The organism is Paenibacillus thalictri (genome assembly GCF_004307995.1).
GTDB classification, from domain to species: Bacteria; Bacillota; Bacilli; order Paenibacillales; family NBRC-103111; genus Paenibacillus_AF; species Paenibacillus_AF thalictri.
In genome coordinates this window covers 40,840-64,502 of sequence record NZ_SIRE01000008.1, presented here as the reverse complement: position 1 = coordinate 64,502, position 23,663 = coordinate 40,840, and the positions used below count along the sequence as shown (strand labels likewise).

The 23,663-nt window shown below is 51.1% G+C and carries 19 protein-coding genes; all 19 read right to left on the bottom strand.

Annotated elements, in window-relative coordinates; genetic code table 11:
- Window positions 1-157: 157 nt before the first annotated feature.
- A complete protein-coding gene (locus EYB31_RS12145; protein ID WP_165452371.1) occupies window positions 158-1,132 on the bottom strand; it encodes a helix-turn-helix domain-containing protein in 975 nt (324 codons plus the stop codon).
- A gap of 126 nt (window positions 1,133-1,258) precedes the next feature.
- A complete protein-coding gene (locus EYB31_RS12140; protein WP_131013604.1) occupies window positions 1,259-2,617 on the bottom strand; it encodes a sulfatase family protein in 1,359 nt (452 codons plus the stop codon).
- Window positions 2,618-2,631: 14 nt separating this feature from the next.
- Entirely contained in the window at window positions 2,632-3,393 is a 762-nt protein-coding gene (locus EYB31_RS12135) for a class I SAM-dependent methyltransferase (RefSeq protein ID WP_131013603.1), read from the bottom strand.
- A 21-nt stretch (window positions 3,394-3,414) separates the two neighbouring features.
- Complete coding sequence (locus EYB31_RS12130) at window positions 3,415-4,773, bottom strand: ABC transporter substrate-binding protein (protein WP_131013602.1); 1,359 nt, start codon at window positions 4,771-4,773, stop codon at window positions 3,415-3,417.
- 43 nt (window positions 4,774-4,816) lie between these two features.
- Complete coding sequence (locus EYB31_RS12125; RefSeq protein WP_165452370.1) at window positions 4,817-5,719, bottom strand: carbohydrate ABC transporter permease; 903 nt, start codon at window positions 5,717-5,719, stop codon at window positions 4,817-4,819.
- A gap of 17 nt (window positions 5,720-5,736) precedes the next feature.
- Window positions 5,737-6,642 (bottom strand): carbohydrate ABC transporter permease, encoded by a 906-nt coding sequence (locus tag EYB31_RS12120; protein WP_240762356.1) that lies wholly within the window; start codon window positions 6,640-6,642, stop codon window positions 5,737-5,739.
- 252 nt (window positions 6,643-6,894) lie between these two features.
- The gene (locus tag EYB31_RS12115) at window positions 6,895-8,430 is read right to left on the bottom strand and encodes a sulfatase family protein (RefSeq protein WP_165452369.1); all 1,536 of its coding nucleotides are present in this window, start codon (window positions 8,428-8,430) and stop codon (window positions 6,895-6,897) included.
- Between the two features lie 53 nt (window positions 8,431-8,483).
- Window positions 8,484-9,383 carry a carbohydrate ABC transporter permease gene (locus tag EYB31_RS12110; RefSeq protein WP_131013599.1) on the bottom strand — a complete coding sequence of 300 codons (900 nt, stop codon included), beginning with the start codon at window positions 9,381-9,383 and terminating at the stop codon, window positions 8,484-8,486.
- Between the two features lie 12 nt (window positions 9,384-9,395).
- Window positions 9,396-10,346: an ABC transporter permease gene (locus tag EYB31_RS12105; RefSeq protein WP_131013598.1), complete on the bottom strand. Its 951-nt coding sequence runs from the start codon at window positions 10,344-10,346 to the stop codon at window positions 9,396-9,398.
- A 94-nt stretch (window positions 10,347-10,440) separates the two neighbouring features.
- Window positions 10,441-12,030: an extracellular solute-binding protein gene (locus EYB31_RS12100; RefSeq protein ID WP_165452368.1), complete on the bottom strand. Its 1,590-nt coding sequence runs from the start codon at window positions 12,028-12,030 to the stop codon at window positions 10,441-10,443.
- A gap of 181 nt (window positions 12,031-12,211) precedes the next feature.
- Window positions 12,212-13,819, bottom strand: a complete 1,608-nt coding sequence (locus tag EYB31_RS12095; protein ID WP_131013596.1) for a response regulator transcription factor — start codon at window positions 13,817-13,819, stop codon at window positions 12,212-12,214.
- Window positions 13,791-15,560 (bottom strand): sensor histidine kinase, encoded by a 1,770-nt coding sequence (locus EYB31_RS12090; protein WP_131013595.1) that lies wholly within the window; start codon window positions 15,558-15,560, stop codon window positions 13,791-13,793. Before EYB31_RS12090 ends, EYB31_RS12095 begins: the two co-directional genes overlap by 29 nt.
- 595 nt (window positions 15,561-16,155) lie before the next feature.
- Window positions 16,156-16,998, bottom strand: a complete 843-nt coding sequence (locus EYB31_RS12085) for a carbohydrate ABC transporter permease (RefSeq protein ID WP_131013594.1) — start codon at window positions 16,996-16,998, stop codon at window positions 16,156-16,158.
- Entirely contained in the window at window positions 16,988-17,932 is a 945-nt protein-coding gene (locus tag EYB31_RS12080; protein ID WP_131013593.1) for a carbohydrate ABC transporter permease, read from the bottom strand. The genes EYB31_RS12085 and EYB31_RS12080 overlap by 11 nt, the downstream gene beginning before the upstream one ends.
- A gap of 97 nt (window positions 17,933-18,029) precedes the next feature.
- Window positions 18,030-19,340: an ABC transporter substrate-binding protein gene (locus EYB31_RS12075; RefSeq protein ID WP_131013592.1), complete on the bottom strand. Its 1,311-nt coding sequence runs from the start codon at window positions 19,338-19,340 to the stop codon at window positions 18,030-18,032.
- Between the two features lie 44 nt (window positions 19,341-19,384).
- Entirely contained in the window at window positions 19,385-19,759 is a 375-nt protein-coding gene (locus EYB31_RS12070; RefSeq protein WP_131013591.1) for a Rieske (2Fe-2S) protein, read from the bottom strand.
- A 3-nt stretch (window positions 19,760-19,762) separates the two neighbouring features.
- Window positions 19,763-20,890 (bottom strand): amidohydrolase family protein, encoded by a 1,128-nt coding sequence (locus EYB31_RS12065; protein ID WP_165452367.1) that lies wholly within the window; start codon window positions 20,888-20,890, stop codon window positions 19,763-19,765.
- A gap of 124 nt (window positions 20,891-21,014) precedes the next feature.
- A complete protein-coding gene (locus EYB31_RS12060; RefSeq protein WP_131013589.1) occupies window positions 21,015-21,758 on the bottom strand; it encodes a response regulator transcription factor in 744 nt (247 codons plus the stop codon).
- Between the two features lie 18 nt (window positions 21,759-21,776).
- A complete protein-coding gene (locus EYB31_RS12055) occupies window positions 21,777-23,522 on the bottom strand; it encodes a sensor histidine kinase (RefSeq protein WP_165452366.1) in 1,746 nt (581 codons plus the stop codon).
- Window positions 23,523-23,663: the final 141 nt, after the last annotated feature.

Below are 23,663 nucleotides of genomic sequence, written 5' to 3'. Positions count from 1 at the left end.
CTTTATATGCTTGTTAGGTACATACCCAGTATATAGAAAAACCAATTCCGCATTCAACCGACAACTTTTGCTCAAATCGCTATTTCCCCGGTGCAAAAGCAGAAAACCGCCAGACGCCCTATTCCGGCGCTGACGGTTATTTGCTCCTGAAACATACCTACATTTCCTCCCGGACGACGCTGACGCTGCCGACCGGCGTTTCCACGCTGTACTTGAATTTTCTTCTGTAAGCCGATGGAGACAACCCTTCCGCTTGATGAAACGACCTTGTAAAATGATGCTGATCCTGAAAGCCAAGCCGCTGCGCAATTTCTTTCATCGGATACGTGCTGAGCAGCAGCATCTCCCGCGCACGCTGCAGCCGCATACTGGCTGCGAATTTTAATGGGGCCAATCCGAGCTCCTTCTGGAACAAAAACCGCAAGTGCTCCTTGCTGAGAGACACTAATTCGGCCAGCTGCTCCAGCGTGGGCCGCTCGTGCAGGTGCTCATTAATGTAGGCGCAGACGTCATACACGCGGGTGTCGTACAAATCCGGGCTGTCCGGCAATTGATCCTGAAGCGATTCGAACAAATAGTGGAACCATAAGTTGCCGAGCGAGCGAATTTTTAAGTATTGTACGGATTGCTGCGTATTAAATCGGAACACGGGATATTCGCTTGGCTTCGGGCCTTTATATTCGTTGGACTGGATTTCATGCGGCTCGAAGTGGCTGAGCAGTTCATGAAAATCGGCGGACATCCGGTACCACAGCTCAACAAGCTTTGCGAAAGCCGCATCATCATGAAGCGTCTTATGAAGCGGAAAGCTGTAGAGGCGAACCAGATCGAAGGAGCCAACCTTCGCCTCGCAAGCCAGCGATAAGTAATGGAATGGCGTATCGCTGCTTACCCAAATCCACTTGTGATACGTCTGCGAAGGCAGCGAAATAATGTCGTTTTTGCCAAGCTGGCAGACTGTCTGGCCGAATTTCAGTGTTGCGCCGCCGGAAAGCACCAGCCACAAGGTGGAATATTGAAACACTCCCCCTCCCAAATGAGCAATGCTGGAGCGCTTCCATTCTTTGAGCCAACGAATATTGATGTACAATTGATCCAGCGAACTGCGGTTACTCATCTCCATCTGCAGCATGTTCATCGCCTCCGAAGGTTGCCTAAAGCCCATTATAACATCCGAATGCTGGAAACTTAATATGTCTGACGGACGATGGAATAACTGAAGACGCAGCAGCCGCGACATGATCACGGGTGAAAACGGTCAAAAATCGGGAAGCTCGAACCGGTCGCCGGTATCCGCCACCCACAATTTCAGCCTTTCGTTCAGCCACTTGCGTTCGCTTGCGTATACCGAATTAAACGCCAGATTTACCTGCTCGTACGGGTCCTCGTTAAGATTAAACATCAGCCAGGGGGTGTTTTCCAGACAAACATACTTCCAACCGTCGGTCGTAACGACGCCCCGCCATGCACGGTCAACGCTGTTTGCATGCCGGGTAGGCTCAACAAGCTGCAGAAAAGCCGAATCCGGCATTTCGGGCTGCGGCCGCTCCGGCAGCCGCAGCGAAGACATGTCTGTGCCTTGCATCCAATCCGGCTTGCCGATGCCGCATAAACCGAGAGTGGTCGGCGCGACATCGACGTGATTCAGGGGAACTTTCGTCGTACCGGTACGCCGCCCGTAGAACGGCTTCTCGCCGCTAATAATCATCGGCACGCGAATGGCTTCCTCCCACGGGCTCGTTTTGCGGAATTGGCCGTGAGACCCGTGCATATCGCCATGGTCGCTAAAAAAGAGAATATGCGTGTTCTCCAGGGTTCCGCTGTCGCGCAGCGCCTTTACGATACGTCCGACATTCCAATCCCAGTTTTCGATCATTGCATAATAACCGGCAAGCTCCTTGCGCGCCTGCTCTTCGATCCGCGGTACCTGCGGCACATTGGGCCGCAGACGAATGCTGGCGGCATTGTATTTATCCCGGAACGGAGCCGGCGCGATGTACGGATCGTGGGGAGGCTGCACCGAAAGGACGGCGAAAAACGGCTGTTCGCTGCCCGATGCTTGCGCCTCCGCTTGTTCACGTAAATAATCGAGCAGCAGACCGGTCAACTCGTCGGTTTCGTATCCCGGCAGCCGGTGATGGAACGCCTCGTCCCCTGCGCCTCCGTGAACCCAGCAATCCCACTGGCTGTTGTTGTTTTCGTAACCGATCCATTTGCGAAACCCGCCCCTGCGCTCGGGGGGAATGATATGATGCGCCGCCCTGCCTTCTCGTTCGTGGAAGCCGTCCAGATGCCACTTCCCGAAATAAGCCGTGTCATAACCGGCCTCGTTAAACACATGCGCCAATGTCCGATGTTCCGGGTCCAGCCGGTGCTCGTGCCCGCGGACGGCCCGATGCGGATACAGCCCGGTTAGCAGCGAGCCGCGATAAGGACAGCATAGCGGAATTCCGGATACCGCACGGGTAAATTGCATGCCCGAGGCGGCCAAATTATCGATATTGGGCGTATGCGCGTTGGGGTCGCCGGCACAGCCAAGCGCTTGGCCCCGGTGTTGGTCGCCGAAAATCCAGATGACGTTTGGTCTCTTGTTATGATTGCTGGATGCGGAAGTCATGAATTCGCAGCTCCTTATTCTTTTTTTACGCCAACCAGGATCGGCTGGAAAAACGCTTCATCTAGTCTCCGTACATCGGAGAACCCCGCTTCTTGCATCACCGCCGCCAGCCGGTCCGTAGTGACGGGATAATACACGCCGCGGGCCAAACGGGTTACCGGAGGGCCGAAGCGGTCGTCTTCAATCACATAAAAATCCGTATGGTACATCGTTTCCGACATGTCCCACACTTGCAGCAGCACGTACCGCTTCCCGTCCTGTTCTCGGACTCCGTAATGGTGAACCTGCGTACCGGAGCCCGGATAATCGCTGTAATCCCTGACGGAAATCAGGCACAGCCCGCCCTGCTTCGTACAGCGGTGCAGCTCGGCGACAGCATGCAGAAGCGCTCCGTCGTCAGGCAGATGCGGCACCGCATTGTCGCAGGCAAGCACGACGTCAAACTCGCGCCGCCCGTGATGCTCGAACACATGGCGCATGTCCGCTGCGCTGAATGCAACCGCCGCCCCTCTAGCAGAAGCTTCCTTCTGCGCCCGCTCCACCGAAGCCGGCGAGAGGTCGGAGGCTGTCACCCGGTACGCTCCGCTTAAGGCCAGCCCGATGCTTTGCGTGCCAATCCCGCAGGCCGCGTCCAGCACATCGAGATCGCCGTTCGGCAGATAAGCGCGAATAATCGCGTCAAGGTGTTTGCCTTGCCGCCGCAGGGAAGCATCCCAATTCGCGTAGATCAGATGATAATATTCGGTGAGATCATCATAGAAACGTTGTACGGACATATGCCTCTCCGCCTTCCCGCCTTATTTTTTATCCTTGGCGTCAAAAGTACGCTTCAACACCGCGTCGACCTTCGGTTTGACCGTTTTGATCGTATCGGCGGCCGACTGCGTGCCCGTCCAGAGCGGATCGAGCCCCTGCGTCAAGGTGGTGTTCATTTCCCGGTAATTGGCGAACAGATGGTTCGCATTTTCGATGGAGTTTTTCGGGTATCCGGTAATCGCCTCGCGCAGTTGGTCTTTGGTCATGTCGGTCGGACCCGTGAACAAGTCGAGCCACGTTTCCGTCGTGCTCTTCAGCGGAACGAGGAAACCCGTAACGTCACTCATGTCTTTGGCGCTTTCCGGCGTCAGCAAAAACTTGATCAGCTCCCACGCCTCTTTGGGGTGCTTGCTTTTTTGGGCGATAAACCAGGCGCCGTTGTATAACGCGGTTTTATTGTCCTTCATGCGCGGCAGCGGGGCCAGCCCCCACTTGAAAGGAACGCTTTTCAAATTGCCGTACGCCTGCGTGGACAGCTTAAACGCCATGCCGATTTTACCGGTGGCAAAGATGTCGCCAAGCTGCTGCAGCGTCTTCGTCTCGGCCGGGGTCGGCGCGACCTTGTCCTTGTGAACGAGATCGGCTGTCGCCTGCAGCGCGGCGATGACGCCGGGATCGTCCAGCTTGGAGGAGGTCGCAAAGCCGGTTTTGTAACTTTCCGGCAGGAACGGGTCCGTTCCCCAAAGATATGCGAGCTGATGCGCTTCCAGCGGCGGCACTACGCCGTATTGCGCGTTGGCGCCTTGGCCGTAGTTTTTGGTCAGCTTCTTGGCGTATTCCACCATCTTATCCCACGTCCAGGACGGGTCCGACCAGGATGTAGGCAGATCGGGCAAGCCGGCGGCTTTAAACAAATCTTTGTTGTACACCATCATCATCCCAAAGTTGGACACCTGCGGCACGGAATAATATTTGCCGTCCACCGCGTAAATGTCGAATACGCCGTCGACAAAATCTTCTTTTTTCAAATCTTGTTTAATATATGAGCTCAGGTCAAGCAGCAGTCCTTTGTTGTAATATTCATTAAAGCCGGACTCCCCCCACATCGAGAACACATCCGGCGGATCGCCCGCCGCCACCATCGTCGACAACTTCGGATCGACTTCATTGGAAGGAACGACGATCAGATTGACTTTGATGTTCGGATGCAACTTCTCGAATTTGGGAATGACGACTTCCTTCTCCCATTTGTTTTCAAACGGGTTGCTCCGCATCAGCCACTTGATTTCTACAGGGGCTGCGGACGCCTTATCCGCCGAACCTGAGCTTGCCGCCGAGCAGGCGGCGACAACCGGAATAACGCCTGTCAGCATTGCGGCAACAATGGTCTTTTTTCGCATGAGTGACCTCTCCTTTTTAAAATGAATGTGGGGCGATTCTTTGTTATCCCTTCACCCCGGAAATCACGATGCCTTGAATAAAATAACGCTGCGCCACGAAAAACAGCGCAATGCACGGCAAAAGCGCGGTCAGCGTCGCAGCCATCAGCAAATGCCACGGCGTCATGCCGTAATCGGCCGTGAAATTTTGCAGCGCTAAAGCGACCGTGTATTTGGAGGAAGTATGCAGAAAGATCAGCGGCCGCAAGAAATCGTTCCATGCATGCATAAACGTCTGGATGGAGATAATGCCCAGCAGCGGTTTGGACAAAGGAAGAATAATCCGGGTGTAAATGCCGAAATAACCGCAGCCGTCGACACGTGCCGCTTCATCCATTTCCAGCGGAATGGTCAGAAAAAACTGGCGGGCGAGAAAAATGTAAAACGGAGCGCCCATAAACTCCGGCACGATCAGCGGGTAATACGTGTCAATCCAGCCGAATTTGCTGAATAACACAAATTGCGGAATCAGCGTCACCTGCACGGGAAGCATAAATCCGGTGAGCACAAGCAGAAACAGCCACTCCCGCCCCGGCACATGAATGCGGGCAAAGCCGAATCCGGCCAGCGTGCTGGCGAATAATTGCCCGACAATCGAAAACAACACGATAACCAGCGTATTGCCAAACACCATGCCTTTATCCAAAAAATCGATGGCGTCGATATAATTGCGCCATTGCAGCGGATGCGGAATCCATTGCGGCGGCATGAGCATAACGGTGCCTGCGGACTTCAGCGACGTGGACAGCATCCATACGATCGGGGTTAGGACACCTATCGAGCCGCATACCATAATCAAGATATACAGTGTCCGCAGCAGCCCGCTTTGCAGCTTCCTGCCGCGTAATTTCTTGACTTGTCCGGAGGCATACGACCGTTCGGTCGTTTGTGTAGATAATGCAGACATAAACGATGTTTCCCTCCTTATCTGACCGATTCGTAATGAACCCATCTTCGCTGCAAGCGAAACATGAAGATCGTTACCGCCAGGATGACGACAAACAAAATCCAGGCGAGCGCGGAAGCGTAACCCATCCGGAAGTTCTCGAACGCGTTTTGGTATAAATACAACACGTAGAAATACGAAGCATAGTTCGGTCCGCCCTTCGTAATGACAAAAGAGGGAGTAAACACTTGGAACGAAGCAATCAGCGTCATCACGGTATTAAAAAACAGCGCCGGGGTAATCATCGGCAGCGTGATGTGCCAGAAACGCCGGAAAGCGCTGGCGCCGTCGATTTCCGCCGACTCGTACAAACTGGTCGGAATGCCCTGCAAACCGGCCAAATAAATCAGCATCGGCCCCCCTATGCCCCACAAGCTCATGATGATAAACGCGGGAACCGTCCAATGCTCGTCGAAGAACCATCCAGGCCCTTGCACGCCAAACACCTCGTACAGAAAAATGTTCACAAGCCCGTAGCTCGGCTGAAAAATCCACGACCATAAAAGCGCCACCGCCACACCTGATGTAACGACCGGCAAGTAAAAAATCGTCCTCCACAAGGACAGCCACGGAATCTTCTGATTCAGCAGCACCGCTAAGCATAACGCGCCGATTACGCTGAGCGGCACATGACCCAGCGTGTAATACACCGTTACCCACAGCGATTTCCAAAATAAATCCGAATGCACAATTTCTTTGTAGTTGTCCGCACCGATAAAATGCGGGCTGTTGACCCCGTCGTAATCCGTCAGGCTTAACCATCCCGAAGCGATAATCGGGCCCAGCGTGAACGCCAAATAACCGATGAGCCATGGGCTGATAAACAGATAGAAAGCAGTAAGATTGCGCTTCCTCGGCGTCATGGCGCCTATTCCCTTCTTCAAATTTCCCCCTCCTTTAGTCCGGAAATCAAATAATATAAAGCGCTTACAGGTGCAATTGTAGCACGCGCCCTATACGGCTGTATTTACCACGAATCTCTGCAAAATGTTTCAAAAATACAGATGACCGTTATAACGGCAAAAAGGCCGCAGCCTGATTTGCAGGCTGCAGCCGGACCGAATCTCCTTGCGAAGAGCTGGTTCTTTTGGATTTTGCACTCATTAAGTGATTTTGTAAATGGCATCTAACTTGGTTTATTGGCCGGCGACTCCGTATTTCTCCTTCATGGATTGCATCGAAACTTTGACTGTTGTGTTGAGCGGCAAAGGATCTTCCTTCTCCATCATCCACCGCATCAGCTTGCGCTCCAGCTCGATACGCACCTGCGCGCATGCCGGATCGTCGATCCGGTTGTGCAGCTCGTGCGGATCCTGCCGCAAATCGTACAGCTCGCCTTCGCCGTTTGCGTATACGCACAGCTTCCACTCCCCTGTGCGAATCGCTTTGCCTTTGCCCAGCCAAGCGTCACGGTAAGCGCACCAGACAAAATACCGCTCGTCAAACGGATGCTCGGGGCGCAAAACAATGTCCGACTCGCGGGGCGATTCTCCGTGCTCGCCGCTTTCCATCACAATAAACGGACGCGGGGCGTAAGCCGGATCGCCAAGCAGAAACGGAACCAAGCTTCTCCCCTGGCAGCCCGGCGGCACCGGCACGCCGGCAAACTCCAGCAGCGTCGGCATCACATCGACAAGTTCCACAGGATGCGGCGTCCGTCGAGGGCCGTCGTAACCGGGAACCGACATAATAAACGGCACATGCGTAAATGAATCGTAGAAAAAGTTGTGCTTCTGAATGATCCCGTGAGCGCCCATCGAATCGCCATGGTCGGAAGTGAACATGATGACCGTATTGTCCGAAAGCCCCAGCTCATCCAGCTTGGCGAATATTTTCTCCAGCGTATCGTCGATAAAACGGATCATGCCGTAATGGATGGCGCGGACTTTGCGAATCAGCGCTTCGTCGGCGGTGTCCATGGCGTCCATAAGATGCGCCACCTTCACCCGTTCCGGTTTGCCGTCCAGCGTATCCACCGGAGGCATCGGCACGTCGGCCGGATCGATCATGCTGGCATAAGGCTCAGGCACCTGATACGGCGTGTGCGGATCCGGGAATGACAGCCATGTAAAAAACGGCTTATCGCCGCTGCGGACACGCTCCAAATAATCCACCATCGTCTCCCCCAGCAAATAAGTGCCGCATTTCTCCAGCGGTGCCGGGTTAACGCCATGCCCCAGCGGACTGTTCCAGCAGTTTTCGACGGCCCATGCATGAGCGGCCTTTGCGCCCGGGTCGTCGCGGTAGCCGTCGACCATATGCCCGTGATCGCCAAGTCTCACATAATCAAACACGTTATGCAGCGTGCTGGACAACTCCGGCGTACCGCCGGGATAATACGATTGCTTCTCATCGGTCATAAATGCATGGTTTTTGCCGATCAGCGCCGTTTGATAGCCATGCTCCTTCAGCACCTGCGGCAGCGACGTTTCCGCCGGATTGATCAGCATATGATTGGCGTGCAGGTTCAGTGTTGAGCAATAGCGTCCGGTCATCATCGACGAACGCGAAGGCGAGCAGGCCGGATAGTTGCAGAACGCCTGCTCGAACACGACGCCGCGCTGCGCCAGCTTCTCCAGCGCCGGTGTGCGCAATGCGGGATTGCCATGCAAGCTCAGCGTCTCCGCCGTTTGTTGATCGGTTTGAATCAGCAATAAATTAGGTTGTTTCATGTCGTTGCCCCTTTCCGAATATGATACGGATAACAAAGAGGACCGGCTCGCGGTCATCCCTTGATCGAGCCGATCATAACGCCTTGCACGAAATATTTTTGCACGAAAGGATACAGTACCAGCACCGGAAGACTGGAGATGATGATGACCGAATATTTGATGCTTTCCGCCATCATAACCCGCTCGGTCATTCCCGCCCCGTCGAGTCCCATATTTTCCGACTGGTTAAGAATTAAAATTTCGCGCAAAATGAGCTGCAGCGGGAATAGCTCCCGGTCCTTCAAATAAATCATCGCATTAAAATACGCATTCCAGTGGCCTACCCCGTAAAACAACACCATCACCGCCAAAATCGGCATCGACAGCGGCAGCACGATTGTCAGCAGCAGCCGGAAATTGGAAGCGCCGTCGATCCAAGCGGATTCCTGCAGCTCGTACGGAATACCGTTTTGAAAAAACGTCCGCATTACGATCAGATTGTAAGTTGAGATCGCTCCGGGCAAAATCATCGCCCAAACGGTATTGATCATACCCATCGATTTGATCAGCAAATAAGTCGGGATCAAGCCGCCGCTGAAAAACATCGTAATGGTAATCAGCACCATCATCACGGTCCGTCCCGGCAAATCCCGCTGCGACAGCGGATAAGCCGCCAGCACGGTCAGCACGATATTGACCAGCGTTCCCGCCAGCGTGTACAAGATAGTGTTGCCGTAGCCACTCCAGATCGCCTCGTTCTCAAACACGTGTTGGTAAGGCGCTATGGTGAGTCCTTGCGGCAGCAGCCAAATCTTGCCTTCAATGACGTTTACGGGGTCGCTGAACGAAGCACTCACAATAAACAGCAGCGGGTACAGGACAACCACAAGCACAATGCCGGCAATTACATACACAATCGCGTCAAAAAGCTTATCGTCCCCCGAACGGATTCCTTTGGATTCATAAGATGTCATCTGTGCCGCCTCCTACCATAAGCTGGACTCCGTTTTTTTGCGCGCCCAGCCGTTGACGAGGATGAGCAGGATGAAATCGATGACTGAATTAAACAATCCCGCCGCCGCCGTATAGCTGAACTGGCCTTGCTGGATGCCGTTTTTATACACAAAGGTGGCAAGGATTTCGCCTTTGCTGGCGTTGACCGGGTTTTGCATCAGCAGCGCTTTCTCGAAGCCGACATCCATCAAATGCCCGACCTGCAAAATAAACATAATGACAATCGTCGGCAGCATGCCTGGCAGCGAGATATGCATCAGCCGTTGAAACCGGCTCGCCCCGTCCATCTTGGCCGCTTCGTATTGCGTCGGGTCGATGCCGCTTAAGGCCGCCAAATAAATAATCGAACTCCAGCCCATGTGCTGCCAAACATCGGAAGAGACAAATACCGTCTGAAACCACTCCGCCTTGCGCATAAACGGGATCGGATCGACGCCAAGCAGCATCAGCAGCTGGTTGACCTTGCCGGTGTCCGGATCAAGAAACACGTTAAGCATACCGACGATCACGACTAGGGACAAAAAATGCGGGATATACGTTACGTTTTGCACCCATTTCTTCAGCCGCTTGCCGTTGATCTCATAGATCAGGAGGGCCAGTAAAATCGGGATCGGGAAGCCGACCAGCAGCGAATACAAGCTCAACGACAACGTATTCCACAGCAGCTCCCAGAAATAAGACGACTCGAAAAATCGTTGAAAGTGGCGCAGACCCGCCCAAGGGCTGCCCATAATGCCGCGGGTGGCCGAAAAGTCCTTGAAAGCGATCTGGATTCCGTACATCGGCACATATTTAAACACGATATACCAGATAAGCGGAATGGCCAACATGATATAAAATTCGTATTTGGATAAGATGCGTTTCCACAGCCTGCGGCTCGGCTTTGAATGCAAGGCCGGCATGGCGGCTTGCTGCGTGTTCATGCAGGTCAACTCCTCTCCTATCGATGCGGCCCCGGGCCGTCTGTCTGCTGATTTCTCTGTTGGCCCGGGGCGTTTGCCTGCTTGCTGACCTAGTTTATTTGCTCATCGCATCGAAGGCGGCTTGATAAGCCTGTTCGAGTTCGTCGACTTTCATCTTTTTCAGCGTGGCTGTGTATTCGCCCCATTTGTCGAAGCTCGTTTCGCCGAGAATAAATTTGATCGCCGACTCCTGCACATATTTATCGATATCGGCTTTAATCGGCACGATCTTGTCGGTTGCTTCCTTGCCGAAGATCGGAGCGCCGTAAATCGCTTTGGAGGTGAACGTTTCGGAAGCGGCGGAAACCTCTTTGGTTCTCTCGCTCAATACGATATCGTCGACGATAATCGTCGGGAAACCGCCGCCGGGCACGAGATTCACTTGACCCAGCGCCGCCATCATGCCGCGCGGATCGTTTTTGATGCTGTCAACCAGCACAGGTTTGCCGTTTTGCATATTGTATGTTTGGCCTTCTACGCCGTAATTGAAAAAGCGGCTGCCTTCTTCGCTGTAGAAATAATCGACCCAACGGATCGCCGCTTCGGGATTTTTGTTCACTTTCGTGATCGCAAACGTGCCGATCGGCGAAGCCAGCGGGCTGCCCGTGCTGAGCAGCTGATCACCGTGCGGGCCTTTAATCGGCGCCATGCCGGCGAACTGATTTTCCACCTTGGTGAACGGATCGGAAGCGTAGATGAAAAACATGCCGTAAAGCGCTTGCGACAAATTGCTGCGCCACTTCGGAAGATCGGCTGCGTAGAAATCCGCATACAGCAGCTTTTCCGCATACAGCTTGTTAAGGAACATCAGCAGCTCCTTGTATCTGTCGTCGCCAATCCACAACTTCACCTTGTTTCCTTCGATATTGGCGTTGGTGCCAAGCTGCCGGTCCAGTCCGAAGGAACCGGCGAACGTGGAGAATACCATGCCCGGATCACGCAGGCCCAGCGGGATTTCATCCTTTTTGCCGTTGCCGTTCGGGTCTTGGTCGCGGAATGCGCGCAGAACGGTAAACAATTCGTCGACATTCGTAGGCGCTTTCAAATTCAGCTTCTTGAGCCAGTCCTGATTGATCCATACTTTATCTCCGCGGCCTGCCGCCTGGAGCCGGAACACCGGCAGCGAATAGATGTGGCCGTCCGTTGCGGTGACCGACTTCTTCGCATCGGGGTACTGCTCAAACAGCTTTTTCAAATTCGGCGCATATTTGTCGATGATCCCTTCAAGCGGAATCAGCATTTGCTCCTGCATCCCGTATTTGGAAATATCCGTGTTGGTCAGATTCGCCCGGAGGAACACGTCCGGCAATTCGTTGGAGGCAAACAGCAAATTCCGCTTTTCGTCGCAGCCCTGCGCCGGCGTTTCTTCATACATCATTTTAATGCCGCTTTTCTTCTCATATTCCTTCAATACCAGTACATCTTTCCAAGCCGCCTGATTGGGGTCCTTACAGCCGAACACCCGCATGGACACCTCTGATTTCACAATGGGAAAGCCGCTTGGGTTCAGCACCGAGCTGGCCTGCTCGCCGGCTGCGGAAGAGGCTCCGCCCGCCGTATTGTCCGCGGATGAACACGCGCTGAGCAGCGTGGAGAACGCCGTCGCTGCTACCAGCATCGTTGTTAGCGGTTTCATTTGTCTCATAATCATCATTCAACCCCTAATCTGTAGTGTGTTGTTGCAACTCGAGTTTTATTATAGGTCGTTGAACGTGGCGGCGGCGTACTACATTTTTATAATAAACATCAAATGTTTGCAATGTTATTGACCGACCGCTTCGCTTTTCCCGATGCAAATGTCCCCTCTTCCGCCTCCACACGCCGAGTTATTTGCCGTACTTACTTGCGTACACGTGGGGCGTTTCGCCCATATGCTCCTTGAACAGCTTGATGAAATAGCTGTAGCTGTTGAAGCCGACCAGCTGATAAATTTCCTTCACGGAGCATGCCCGCGTGCGGATCAATTGTGCGCTCCGGTCAATCCGGTAGGCGGTCACGTATTCGGTGAACGTTGCTCCCGTCTCCTCCTTAAACAACCTGCTTAAGTAAGACGGTGTAATATGCAGCTCTTCCGAGGTTTCCTCCAACGTAATGCCTTCGCTGTAGCGCTGCTGAATGATGCGCACGGCTTGCGCCACATATCTGGAATAACGGGCCGAGGTTTGATGCAGGCTCAGCTCCTCAATTAACCTGGCGAACAACGCTTGAAGATTGCGTTCCAGCTCCTGCCCGTTTTTGGGCGCAGACAGACCGGCCTTCATTTCCTGAAAAATCCACTCCGCATCCATACCGGCCTTTTGTGCAATTTTCACGGCAAGCTGGATCAGTTCCGCGCTGACGCTGGCTGCGCCGCGCCGGAAAGCCGCCTCGTTCGCCGCGCACGCCTTGACAATCTCCTTGACAATACGCGACGTTTCCGCGGCGTCACACGCTTCGGCGGCAGCAAGCAGTTCCTTCTCTTGGTTCAGCGTGACCAATGACGCCGGAGCCCCGCCGTGGCGCTCCGCCTTCGGCTTGTAACCCTGCAACTCGTCCAAGCGGCTCCGCAGCTCGGTGAATTGAACGGAGATCGCAGCGATGCTGTCAAACATCGCAGAACCAAGAACAATGCCTGCCGAATTAAAGTACAGTTCCAGCGATTTCTCCAAGCGCGACTTTTTGGCTTCGACACGCTGCAGCATGCCGTATTCACTGCGTTCGTTCTCCAGCGAAAACAACACGCCAAAGGACCCGCGCTCCAAATAAACGGCACAGCCCGCGTCGGCCACGATTTGCATTGCCATGTCAGTAACAGAGCGGATAAACAACGTCAGCTCCTGCTCGTTCATACGCAAAGGCAGCGAATCGAAATGAATCAGCTTCATCAGAAACAGCACATGCTGCTGACCGTCCCGGCCATAAGGCATATCTTGAAAATACTCGACGTATTTGCGCCGTGCCTCCGGCGTACCGGCTCCGATCAGCAGTTCTTTCAAGTAACTTTGGCTGACGGCCGGACCCGCCGCCTCCCATTTCAGCCGCTCCCGTTCGCGGGCGTTAATCTGGGCCAGCTCTTCGCTCATCTTCTCCTTGACGCGGCCAAGCACTTGGATGAGCGCTTCCGGCGTCAGCGAATGCTTCAGCAAGTAATCCATGGCGCCGTAGTGCAGCGAGCCGCGCACGTAATCGTAAGAATCGTAGCTGCTTAACGCGATAATTCTAACCTGCGGATACATCTCGGATATGTGCCGGACGAGCTCCACACCGCCCATTCCGGGCATATTCATATCGGCAATAACCAGATGCGGCTGCAGCTCGCGAATCAGCTCCAGCGCCTCGGCTCCGTCGCCGGCTTCGCCGCACAGTGTAAACCCAAGCCGCTCCCAATCGATCAGGGAGCGCAAGTGGTTGCGTACAAGCCATTCATCATCCACGGATATAACCTTGAGTTGCAATGCCGTTCCTCCTTCTCACTTGCGGTATTGTCATTTCGACGGTCGTAAATACGCCCGGCTGACTGTAAATGCTGAGTCCATAGGGCTCCCCGTAAGCGAGCTGCAGCCGTTCGCGAATGTTGCTGAGACCAATGCCTCCTGTGCGGGACAAGTCGATTGACTTGTCATGATCGCAGCTGTTTATGCGCTCCAGCGTTGCCGAATCCATGCCCGTCCCGTCGTCCGTTACGCTCAGCTTGAGCTGCAACGGCCCGTCGCTGTATATGCGGATCGAGACGGTGCCTTCCCGGTCCGTTGTGCCCAGCCCGTGATTCATCGCATTTTCCACAATCGGCTGCACAATCAGCTTCGGAATGAGGCAGTCCAGCACTTCCTCCTCCGCCTTCACGTTCACCGTGATCCGGTCCAAAAACTTATACCGCTGGATGCGCACATATCTGTCGACCTGTTCCAGCTCTTCGCGGACCGCAATCATTTCCCGCTGCGGGTCAATGGCAAATCGCATCAGCTCGATCAGCGAACCGGAAATTTCCTCGATGTTGGGAGCATGCTGGATTCGCGCCAAATATTTGATCGTATTGAGCGTGTTGTATAAGAAATGCGGCTTGATCTGCGCCTGCAGCGCGCGGTATTCGGCTTCACGCCGTTCTCTTTCCTGCGTTTTGACCTTGTGCAGCAGCTCTTGAAGATGGTCCATCATGGACACAAACATGTCGCTGAGCTGACCGATTTCATCGTCGATTTTGATGCGCGGCCGCGCATTCATATGACCCTCGCGGACCAGCCTCATCGCACTGTGCAGCCGCTTGATGTTTTTGGTTATTTGCTTGGAGAGAAAAATGGATACGAGCAGCACAGCCGCAAGCACGATAACCGTCATCGTCAAAATTTGGCTGCCGATGCCCTTCACTTCGCTGAGCAACACGGAAAGCGGCACCATCGTCACGGTAGCCCAGCCGGTGTAGGCCGAGCGCGACAATACCGCCAAATACGGCCGGTTGTCCATGCTTACCTTGCTGCTTTTCCATTTGCCGGGATCCACGCCCGCCAGCAGCGTAAGCAGCTGCCGATCCTCCAGCCTGCTGCCGATGCGTTCGGTTCTGGAATCGTACATGATGCTGCCGCTTTCATCGATAACCGACACCACCGTTTCCGATAACGGCTCGATTTCGTATACCTGCCTGATTAGATTCGGGTCGAAATCGACGATGCAGAGGCCGATCAAATCTCCGCTGGACAACACGGGGCGGACAAGCATAATGCGGCCGCTCCCCGACGGATCGAAAAGCAGATGGCGCCGGTTTTCGCGGATTTGCGGGTCCCGCCACAGCGATGCGACAAATTCGGAATTTCCCGCACGGTAACCGGTGTAAAACACGACATCGCCTTGACCGATGACGGTAATTTGCCGCACATAATTTTTGAAGGCGGCCATCGATCCGAGAAACTCCTCCACCGCCTTCTTTTCCTGGAACCATTCCAGCGTCGGCGCCTCGGTATGGCTGACCAAGCTTTGGTGGATCAAGTCGCGGATGACGATCGATTTGGCAACATTGTCCGCTTCCTCCACCATCGATTGCAGATTGTCGTTGGCCCCCTGAATCCGATCCGATATATACGAGGTCGCGTTGCGCTCAATGACTTTGGCCGAGCTGTAATACGAGCTGTAAGCGATGACAATTATCGCCAGCAGAATGGTCAAGCCGAATGCGACGAACATTTTTCCTTGTATCGTTTTCACCGTCTACCGTTACCCCTTCCGCCTGACGGCGCGTTTACGGCTTTCTGCAGCCGGCCGCTTGAACCGTTTTCCGTGTCGTCTATGTCCCATAAGTAACAACATTATGCCACAAAAATCGGGATGCAGCTACGTGCTTTCCGCACGGCGCAAATCAGGCGCCGATCGGCCGGAATTATCTACCATCAAATAGGAGGCTGTCCGACGAGAATCAATCCGTCAGACAGACTCCTAGCGGAAAGTACCCCAAAAAACCAGATAATTAATGACATGTAATAAAATATACATGTCATTAATCTTTTCTCAACAAGACGCAGCCGGCTCTATTTCTTCTTTCCGGGAGCCGGATGGGATGAATTTGATTTCCGTTACCTAAGAACAATAAAGAACCGCCCAAATCGGGAGGCCTCTGAAAAGAAGCGAAGTGAGCGAAATTATTCTGGAGAAGCGCCAGCGTTCGCTTTTGTCTCCAAATTTCACCCGCCATGAGCGGGTATAATCTAAGAAATTCGGAGACAATTGGCGAGCGGAGGAATAATTTGCTCATACAGCGTTCACTTTTTCAGTGGCCTCCAAATCGGACGGCCAAACAACATGATTATTTCAACCCGGTCATCGTGATTCCTTCAATAAACTTCTTCTGTGCCGAGAAAAATACGGCCAATAGCGGAATCGTAGCTACCATAGAAGCAGCCATGATCAGATGTCCCTTGGTTCCGCCCTCATCCGTGAACATCGACAGCGCCAACGGTATCGTATATAAATCGCTGCTATTGAGATAAACTAACGGCTCGAAAAATTCATTCCAGCTATGCAAAAACGTTAATATCGATAATGTGGCAATAGCAGGGGTGGCCAGAGGCAGCATAATATTCCAATATATCCGGAATGGCGTACACCCGTCCATTTTGGCTGACTCGCTCAGTTCATCCGGAATCGTGACAAAAAACTGCCGCATTAAAAATACGCCGAAGGTGCCGCCTGCTCCGAGAATGGCCGGAACAATCAAAGGAAAATGAGTGTCGATAACTCCTAGTTTTCCGAACCAAATGAATAGCGGAATAGCCGTCGACTCGGTCGGAATCATCATACTGCTGAGCAAAAAAAGAAAAATAGCATTTTTAAAAGGAAACGATACTTTGGCAATGGCATATCCGGCCAACGATGCTACCAGACAGGTGCCTGCCGTCACCAGAACGGCAATATACAAGCTGTTAAAAAAATAAAGGTGATACGGATAACGCTGAAACAGCTCCACGTAATTGCTCCACATAACAGGACTCGGAATCCATTTCGGAGGTGTCACAAAAACTTGCGAATAATCTTTTAACGAGGTGACCGCCATCCAATAAAACGGTATAAGGCTGACTACAGCAATGATCATCAACACGATATATTGCGGCAAATAGCTGAGCAGCTTGCTGCGGGAGTTACTCTTCATAATGAACCCACCTCTTTCTCCCGTACCATTGGAACAAGGTTAACAGCAAGATGATAAAAAACAGTACAAACGATATAGCGGAACCATATCCGAACTCATTATATTTGAAAGCTTGCTCGTAGATATAATAAACCATCACATGTGTGCTTGTCCCCGGACCGCCTTTGGTCAAAATATAAATTTGCCCGAATACTTTCATCGAACCGATTAATGTAATCATAACGACTAGAAACATGGATGGGGAAATCAAAGGAAGCGTCACATGAAGAAAGGACCGCCAGCGGGAAGCGCCATCGATTCGTGCAGCTTCGTAATACATCGCCGGAACGCCGTTTAAGGCTGACAAAAAGATCGCCATATTCATCCCTAGGCTTTTGAGCAAGGAGACAATAACAACTACCGGAATCGCCAATTCCAGATTGTACAGCCAGGCCGGACCGGTGATGCCAAACCATTTCAATATCGCGTTGACCAAGCCGTTATCGGTTTGAAATATATATTTCCAAATGATCGCCCAGACTACAATGGAGGTGACAACCGGAGAAAAGATGGCTGTCCGAAAAAAGCCGATCCCAGGAATGGACCTTTGAGTTAACAAAGCCAAAGACAAAGTAATCACAATATTTAACGGGACAAAAAGCAACGTGAAATATAACGTGTTCCATATCGTTTCCACAAATACCGGGTCTTCGAAAAAAGCCATCCGGTAATTGGCCAAACCGACAAACTTCAAAGCGCTTGTTAAGTTCCAATTAGTGAAACTCATGACGAACGAAGCAACAACAGGTCCGAATAGAAACAGGATATAGCCTATCAACATCGGCATGACAAACGCGTAGCCATACCACTTCTCTCTCCGATTTAATTGTCCGCCGCTCTTTACGATTACCCGGCCGTTGACGCCGGATTGCTGAACTGCATCGGATCTGCTCATTATCATTACCGCCTTTCGTTCTTACCGCCAATCCATGATCGATACCCGATATGTTTAGCGGTAAGAACGTATTTCAAACACTGCGATCTTACATCGCTTACTTCAACAGAGGGGTTACCTCTTTTTCCATCCGATCCAACATTTGTTTAACCGAAGCGTTCCGGGTGTACAGCATATCCAGCATACTTTGCATTTTCGAATCAATCTGCTGCCAGTTGGTCGGAGTAGGGATTATGCGCCCTCCCGCCATCATGGGTTGGGACATGGCCAGCTTAATGCCCTCTGCCGAAGGCTGCGCATTCAAATTGGCGAATTCAGCGGATTCGAGCACCGATTTACGTGTTGGCGGGAAGGTCGACTGGAGCGCTTTAATTCCTTCTTTGTCCGTGAAAAACTTGAGCAATTCAATCGCTTCCGCATGATGTTCCGAATCCTTCATCACAGAGTATCCGGAGACACCGTTATAGAACGGGGCGTCTGCCTTAGGCCCCTTCGGCATCGGAGCGATATCGAATTCGAGTCCCTCCGCTTTGCGCGCGCTTGCCGAATAACTGAAGGTACCGCGATACATGCCAATTTTACCGGATTCAAACGGGAGCTGGTCGCCCGGTTTCGGATGAATGAAATCTTTAAACATCATGTCATCATACATTTGGAATACTTTCTCGCCTTCCGGCGAGTTTAATAAAAATTTCGATCCGTCTTCATTGAAAATATCCGCGCCAAATGACCAGATCGTATCGGTCAGCGCATCCTTCCAGTTGCTTCCGTCACCGAATTTCACGCCGTAAATCCCTTTTGACGGATCGGTTAAAGCTTTGACCGTTTTGATCAGTTCATCGTATGTCCATTTTCCCTCTTTGGCCAGCTCGTTTGGAGTTTTTAAGCCTTTTTCCTGGAACAGTTTTTTATTGTAGAACAATACTTTAGGACCCGCTGAGAACGGGATGCCGTACAATTTCCCATTTTTACGGTAAATATCCATATTCGACGCATAAATATCGTTCAGATCATATGCCGCATCTTTGGACAAATCCGCTAGATCCAACAGCTGATCCGAATCGCGCAGCTGAGGAATAATCGCGTCATACAACCAGGCGACATCAGGCACGGTCCTGCTTGCTACCATGATCGACATTTTCTTCGGATATTCCGCGTAAGGGATCAACATCACTTCTACTTTGATGTTGGGATGCTTCTCGGTAAACTTTTTGCCTAAATCTTCAAACACTCGCTTCCGGTTGTCATCCCCCCATATACTCAACTTGAGGGTGATGTCTTTCTTCGCTTTATCTACGGTGCCGCTCGCTTCATTACCGCTTGATTTGACATTAGCGCCGGACGAACAACCTGCCGTAACCGACAAGAGCACCACACTGGCTGCGATCGATATCCACACTTTTTTCATTTGTTCTTAACCCCTTCTCCTTTTTGTATGATGAAGATCACCGGTTACATTTCGATATAAACCTTGCCCTGCTCTATCGATACGTCAAATTTCTCAACGGTTACGTCGTAAGTCAATGTCCGTATCTTGCGGTCAATAACCATACATCCGCTCGGAATGTCGAACTCCCAACCATGCCAAGGACAACGGACGATTTCCCCTTCTTTTTCATACTGAAAATCGCCCGGTCTCGAGGATTTGATCCATGAGGTGACTGGTCCTTTGCACAGCTCTGCTCCTTGATGCGGACAATAATTTAAGATGGCGTGGAATCGGTCATCGCTTAGCCGATAAACCCCGATTTTGCGGCCGTTGATTTGAACCAGCTTCGGTTCCCCGACGGTAAATTGATCGGTTGTCCCGATGTAATGACGCGTCATGCCTTATCCCTCCGTGGATTCATGCAGCGGCAATCCATATAACTTGGCTGCATTGTTGTATAAAATGTTGTCCGCAATCTTTTTATCCATTTTCGGAAACGTCAACTTCGGGGAATCGAAATCCCAATGCGGGTAGTCACTGCAGAACAGCATCCGTTCTGAAGCGTAAGTGGCCTCCATCATCAAATCAAAAAGCGCTTTATTCGGCACTTCCTCGAGCGGCTGCGATCCGAAGTACATATTGGTTTGCAAATATTCGCTTGGCTTCTTCTCCACCCAAGGCGTCTGCGGGCGAAGCGCACGCCAATCCTGATCCAAACGCCACATGTAAGGGGCGATCCAGAAAACGCCTGCCTCAATGAACAGCACCTGCAGCTGCGGGAATAACTCGAATACGCCTTCAAATATAAAACTGGCCATATGCGCCATGAACACTTGCGGGCGTGCCGCACGTCTTTCGATATAATACGAGGGGTTGCCTGCTCCTGTTGCCGATGCATTGCCGCTTGCGCCTTCTCCGCCGACGTGAATCGCGAAATGCAAGTTATGTTTCACACAAGCTTCATAGATCGGATGATAGTTTCTCTGGCCGTACGGATGGATCGCTCCGCCCTGAACATACGCTTGAACCATCTGCGGGTGAGAACCGACCCGCTCGATTTCCTTCACGGAAGCGGCAATATCGTGGTAAGGAATGTTGATAGAACCACGTAATCTCGGATCTTTATCCAACCAATGCTCAATGGTGTAATCGTTGTATGCGGAACATAAAGCAGCCGCATAATAAGGATCGGGAACCATCGTACATCCTACAAATTCGCCGGTCAAAATACCGAATTTGACGTCATACTCTTCAAAATGCTGCCTTATCATAAAATCCAAATCCGAACCGGCTTGCTTCCCGCCCCCGGGAAACGCATCGAATCGCCGGCCGTGAAGACCGCCGTTTAATCCAAACCCACCGTGAAGCGGACCCCAAATTTCAATTTGTTCTTTGTACTTTCTCGGCAAGTAAGGGAAAATCGCTTCGATATTCGGGATGTTGTGATGAATGTCGCAATCGATCACACCGATGTTTTTTCGCTCGGCAGCATTTCCGTTTTTATTCGCACTTTTTTCCGTTTCTGGCATTATTTCGATACCCCTTTCCACGTTATCTAGGTTAAGCGCCATTTGTTAAACGCTTTCAGTGATTAAGTATAAGGGCTGCCTTAAGAAACAGAAATCACCGGGAATGGTGAAAAGGTGCGAGATTTTAAGATCCATGATTACGATAATCGGAAGGAGTCGTACCGACTCTTTGCTTAAACACATTCATAAAGTGCTTGGCGCTGACATATCCGGTCATATTGGCGATTTCATGAATCTTCAAGTTGGTTTCTTTCAGAAGCTGCTTTGCTTTGATCATTCGGCTATCCGTAACAAAATCGGAATAATTTTGTCCTGACACGGTTTTGAACAATACAGATAAATAATGAGGAGTCAGATTCACCTGGGCGGCCACTCTTTGCAAGGAAATATCTTCCGCCATATTTTGCATCACAATATCCTTCACTTTGCGGATCGCGTGCCGGCCTTCCTTCATTTCATCTGTAAGCTCGTGCTCGTTCGAAGACATATTTCCGGCATCCAAATTTCTTTTTATACTCTGCAAAACTTCAGCCAATTCAACCCGATTCACAGGTTTTAATAAGTACTCCGCAACTTGATATTTAATAGCCATCTTGGCATATTCGAAATCCCCGTAACCACTCACGATAATGATATATAAACTCGGAAAATTGTCTCTGACCCTACGGATCGTCTCGATCCCGTTCATTTCCGGCATCCGAATATCCGTTATGAGAATGTCTGGAGATGTTTTATGCAATTGGTCCAACGCGTCTTTCCCGTTTGCCGCCTCCGCCACAACCTTAAAGCCGCCGATGACCTCTTCAATTGTTTTCTTTAAGCCTATTCGGATCTGGTCTTCATCCTCAGCTATCATGATTTTATACATGCCAATCCCCCTCCCAATTTATACAGGCAGTTTTAACATAAAGGATGATCCCTCGTTGACCTCTTTGTCAATAAATAATCCATAATTGTCACCGTATAAAATTTTCAGACGCTGGTGTACGTTTCTCAGCCCGAACCCTTTGTTCTCTTCGCCAAAACGATGCTGTCCATACTGCGCCGCGGTTCTGCTGTTTATTCGTATTTCAATGTCTTGGATTTGCTGTCTTGTCAGTCCAATGCCGTTATCAGTTACGCTTATGACCAGGTCATCGTTCTGAAAATGGGCTGTTATTTTAATCGTTACGGTTTCTTTTTTCAGCGCATGTTCGATTACATTTTCAATCAATGGCTGTAAAATCAGTTTAGGCACCAAACAATCCTCAAATGACGGCTCGATGTCGATGACGGCATGCAGCCGGTTTTTCAAACGGAATGCTTGTATTTGCAAATAGTTATCTACAAATAACAGCTCGTCCCTCAAAGTTACCGGCCTTTCCTGTTTTTCCACTGTATAACGAAGCAGCTTGCCCAGGCTTGAAACGATATCAGAAATTTGCAATTGTTCGTTATGAAGTGCCAGCATATTGACCGATTCCAACGTATTGTATAAAAAATGCGGATTGATCTGACTCTGCAGAGCGGAAAGCTCCGCTTCGCGTTCCCTGATTCGGGTCTCATATACCTCCCTTACTAAGCGGTTCAGTTCATCAACCATCGTATTAAAAGTAACGGTTAATTGACCGATTTCATCATGCGTGACAACAACCGCTTTGGATTGAAACGAACCTCTCTGCACTTGCTTCATGTGGCTTTGCAGCCGACGGATCGGTTTGACCAGACGGTTGGAGATCAGAACAGCAATGCCGAAGGCGGCGATCAATGAAATGATGGACACAATGACCGTAAAGTTCGTTAGTTCCTGCGCATCCCCGCGTAAATCAGCGAGAGGTATGTGTCCAACCAAAGTGAGTTTGCTGTAATTGGAATACACAGTGGACATGATCGTATCCGGCGTGCTGTGAGTCACACGTTCAAAGGCCCAATCCGGATGTTGACTATACTCAAACGGGTAAAGCAAAACCTTGTCGCGGTTATATATAAAGAAACGGCTGTTTGGCGTAAAATCAACTAAAGACAATACACGCTGAAACCCTTCCATCGTAAGATCGACTTTCATAATGCCCAGGGGAACCCGGCTCTCCGGATGAACAATGACCCTTGCAATCGATATGACTTCAAGGGGCTGCACATAATAATTAGCCGAATGCGGCGGCAAAATCACAAGCCCGCCGCTTAACCGCTTCACATCGGTCATCCATTCGTTTTGTTCCGAATGCCAATAAGATTTGATACTATTCAATGAGCTGCTGAAGAGCCCGCCGTCATTCGTAAAAATCATAATCCCCTTAATTTCCACCCGGTCACTCGTAAAAGAAGATAAGAACAAGTTTATTTTGCCATATTCTTCGATAGGCAAGTACAGATTCGGATCGTAACTGCCGCTGTGATGGAGTAAAATCCTCAACACATCCTGATCATACAGAGGGGCTTGTGTCAACCGGTCGATTTCTTTGACATATCGGTCCAGATTCAAGTTCATCTGTTCCATAATTTTCAAAGTGGAATCACGGGTATTGCGGTCAACATCTGACGAGTATTTACGGTATGTGAACACACCGCTTACAAAATAGGGAACGGTAATTAACAAAACAAATACGATGAGGAACTTCATTCGCAGAGGTAAAAAATAACGTTTGCCAATCATATGCATCATTCCTTTACTAGACAGGTAGTCGTGTATGTAACATGTGAGTAATATTCTGCACGGCTCGTCAATATCCTTTATGGCCCATTTACGCCTAAACGAGAAAAAACCAAATTGATAGCGCTTACATTTTATTTCAGA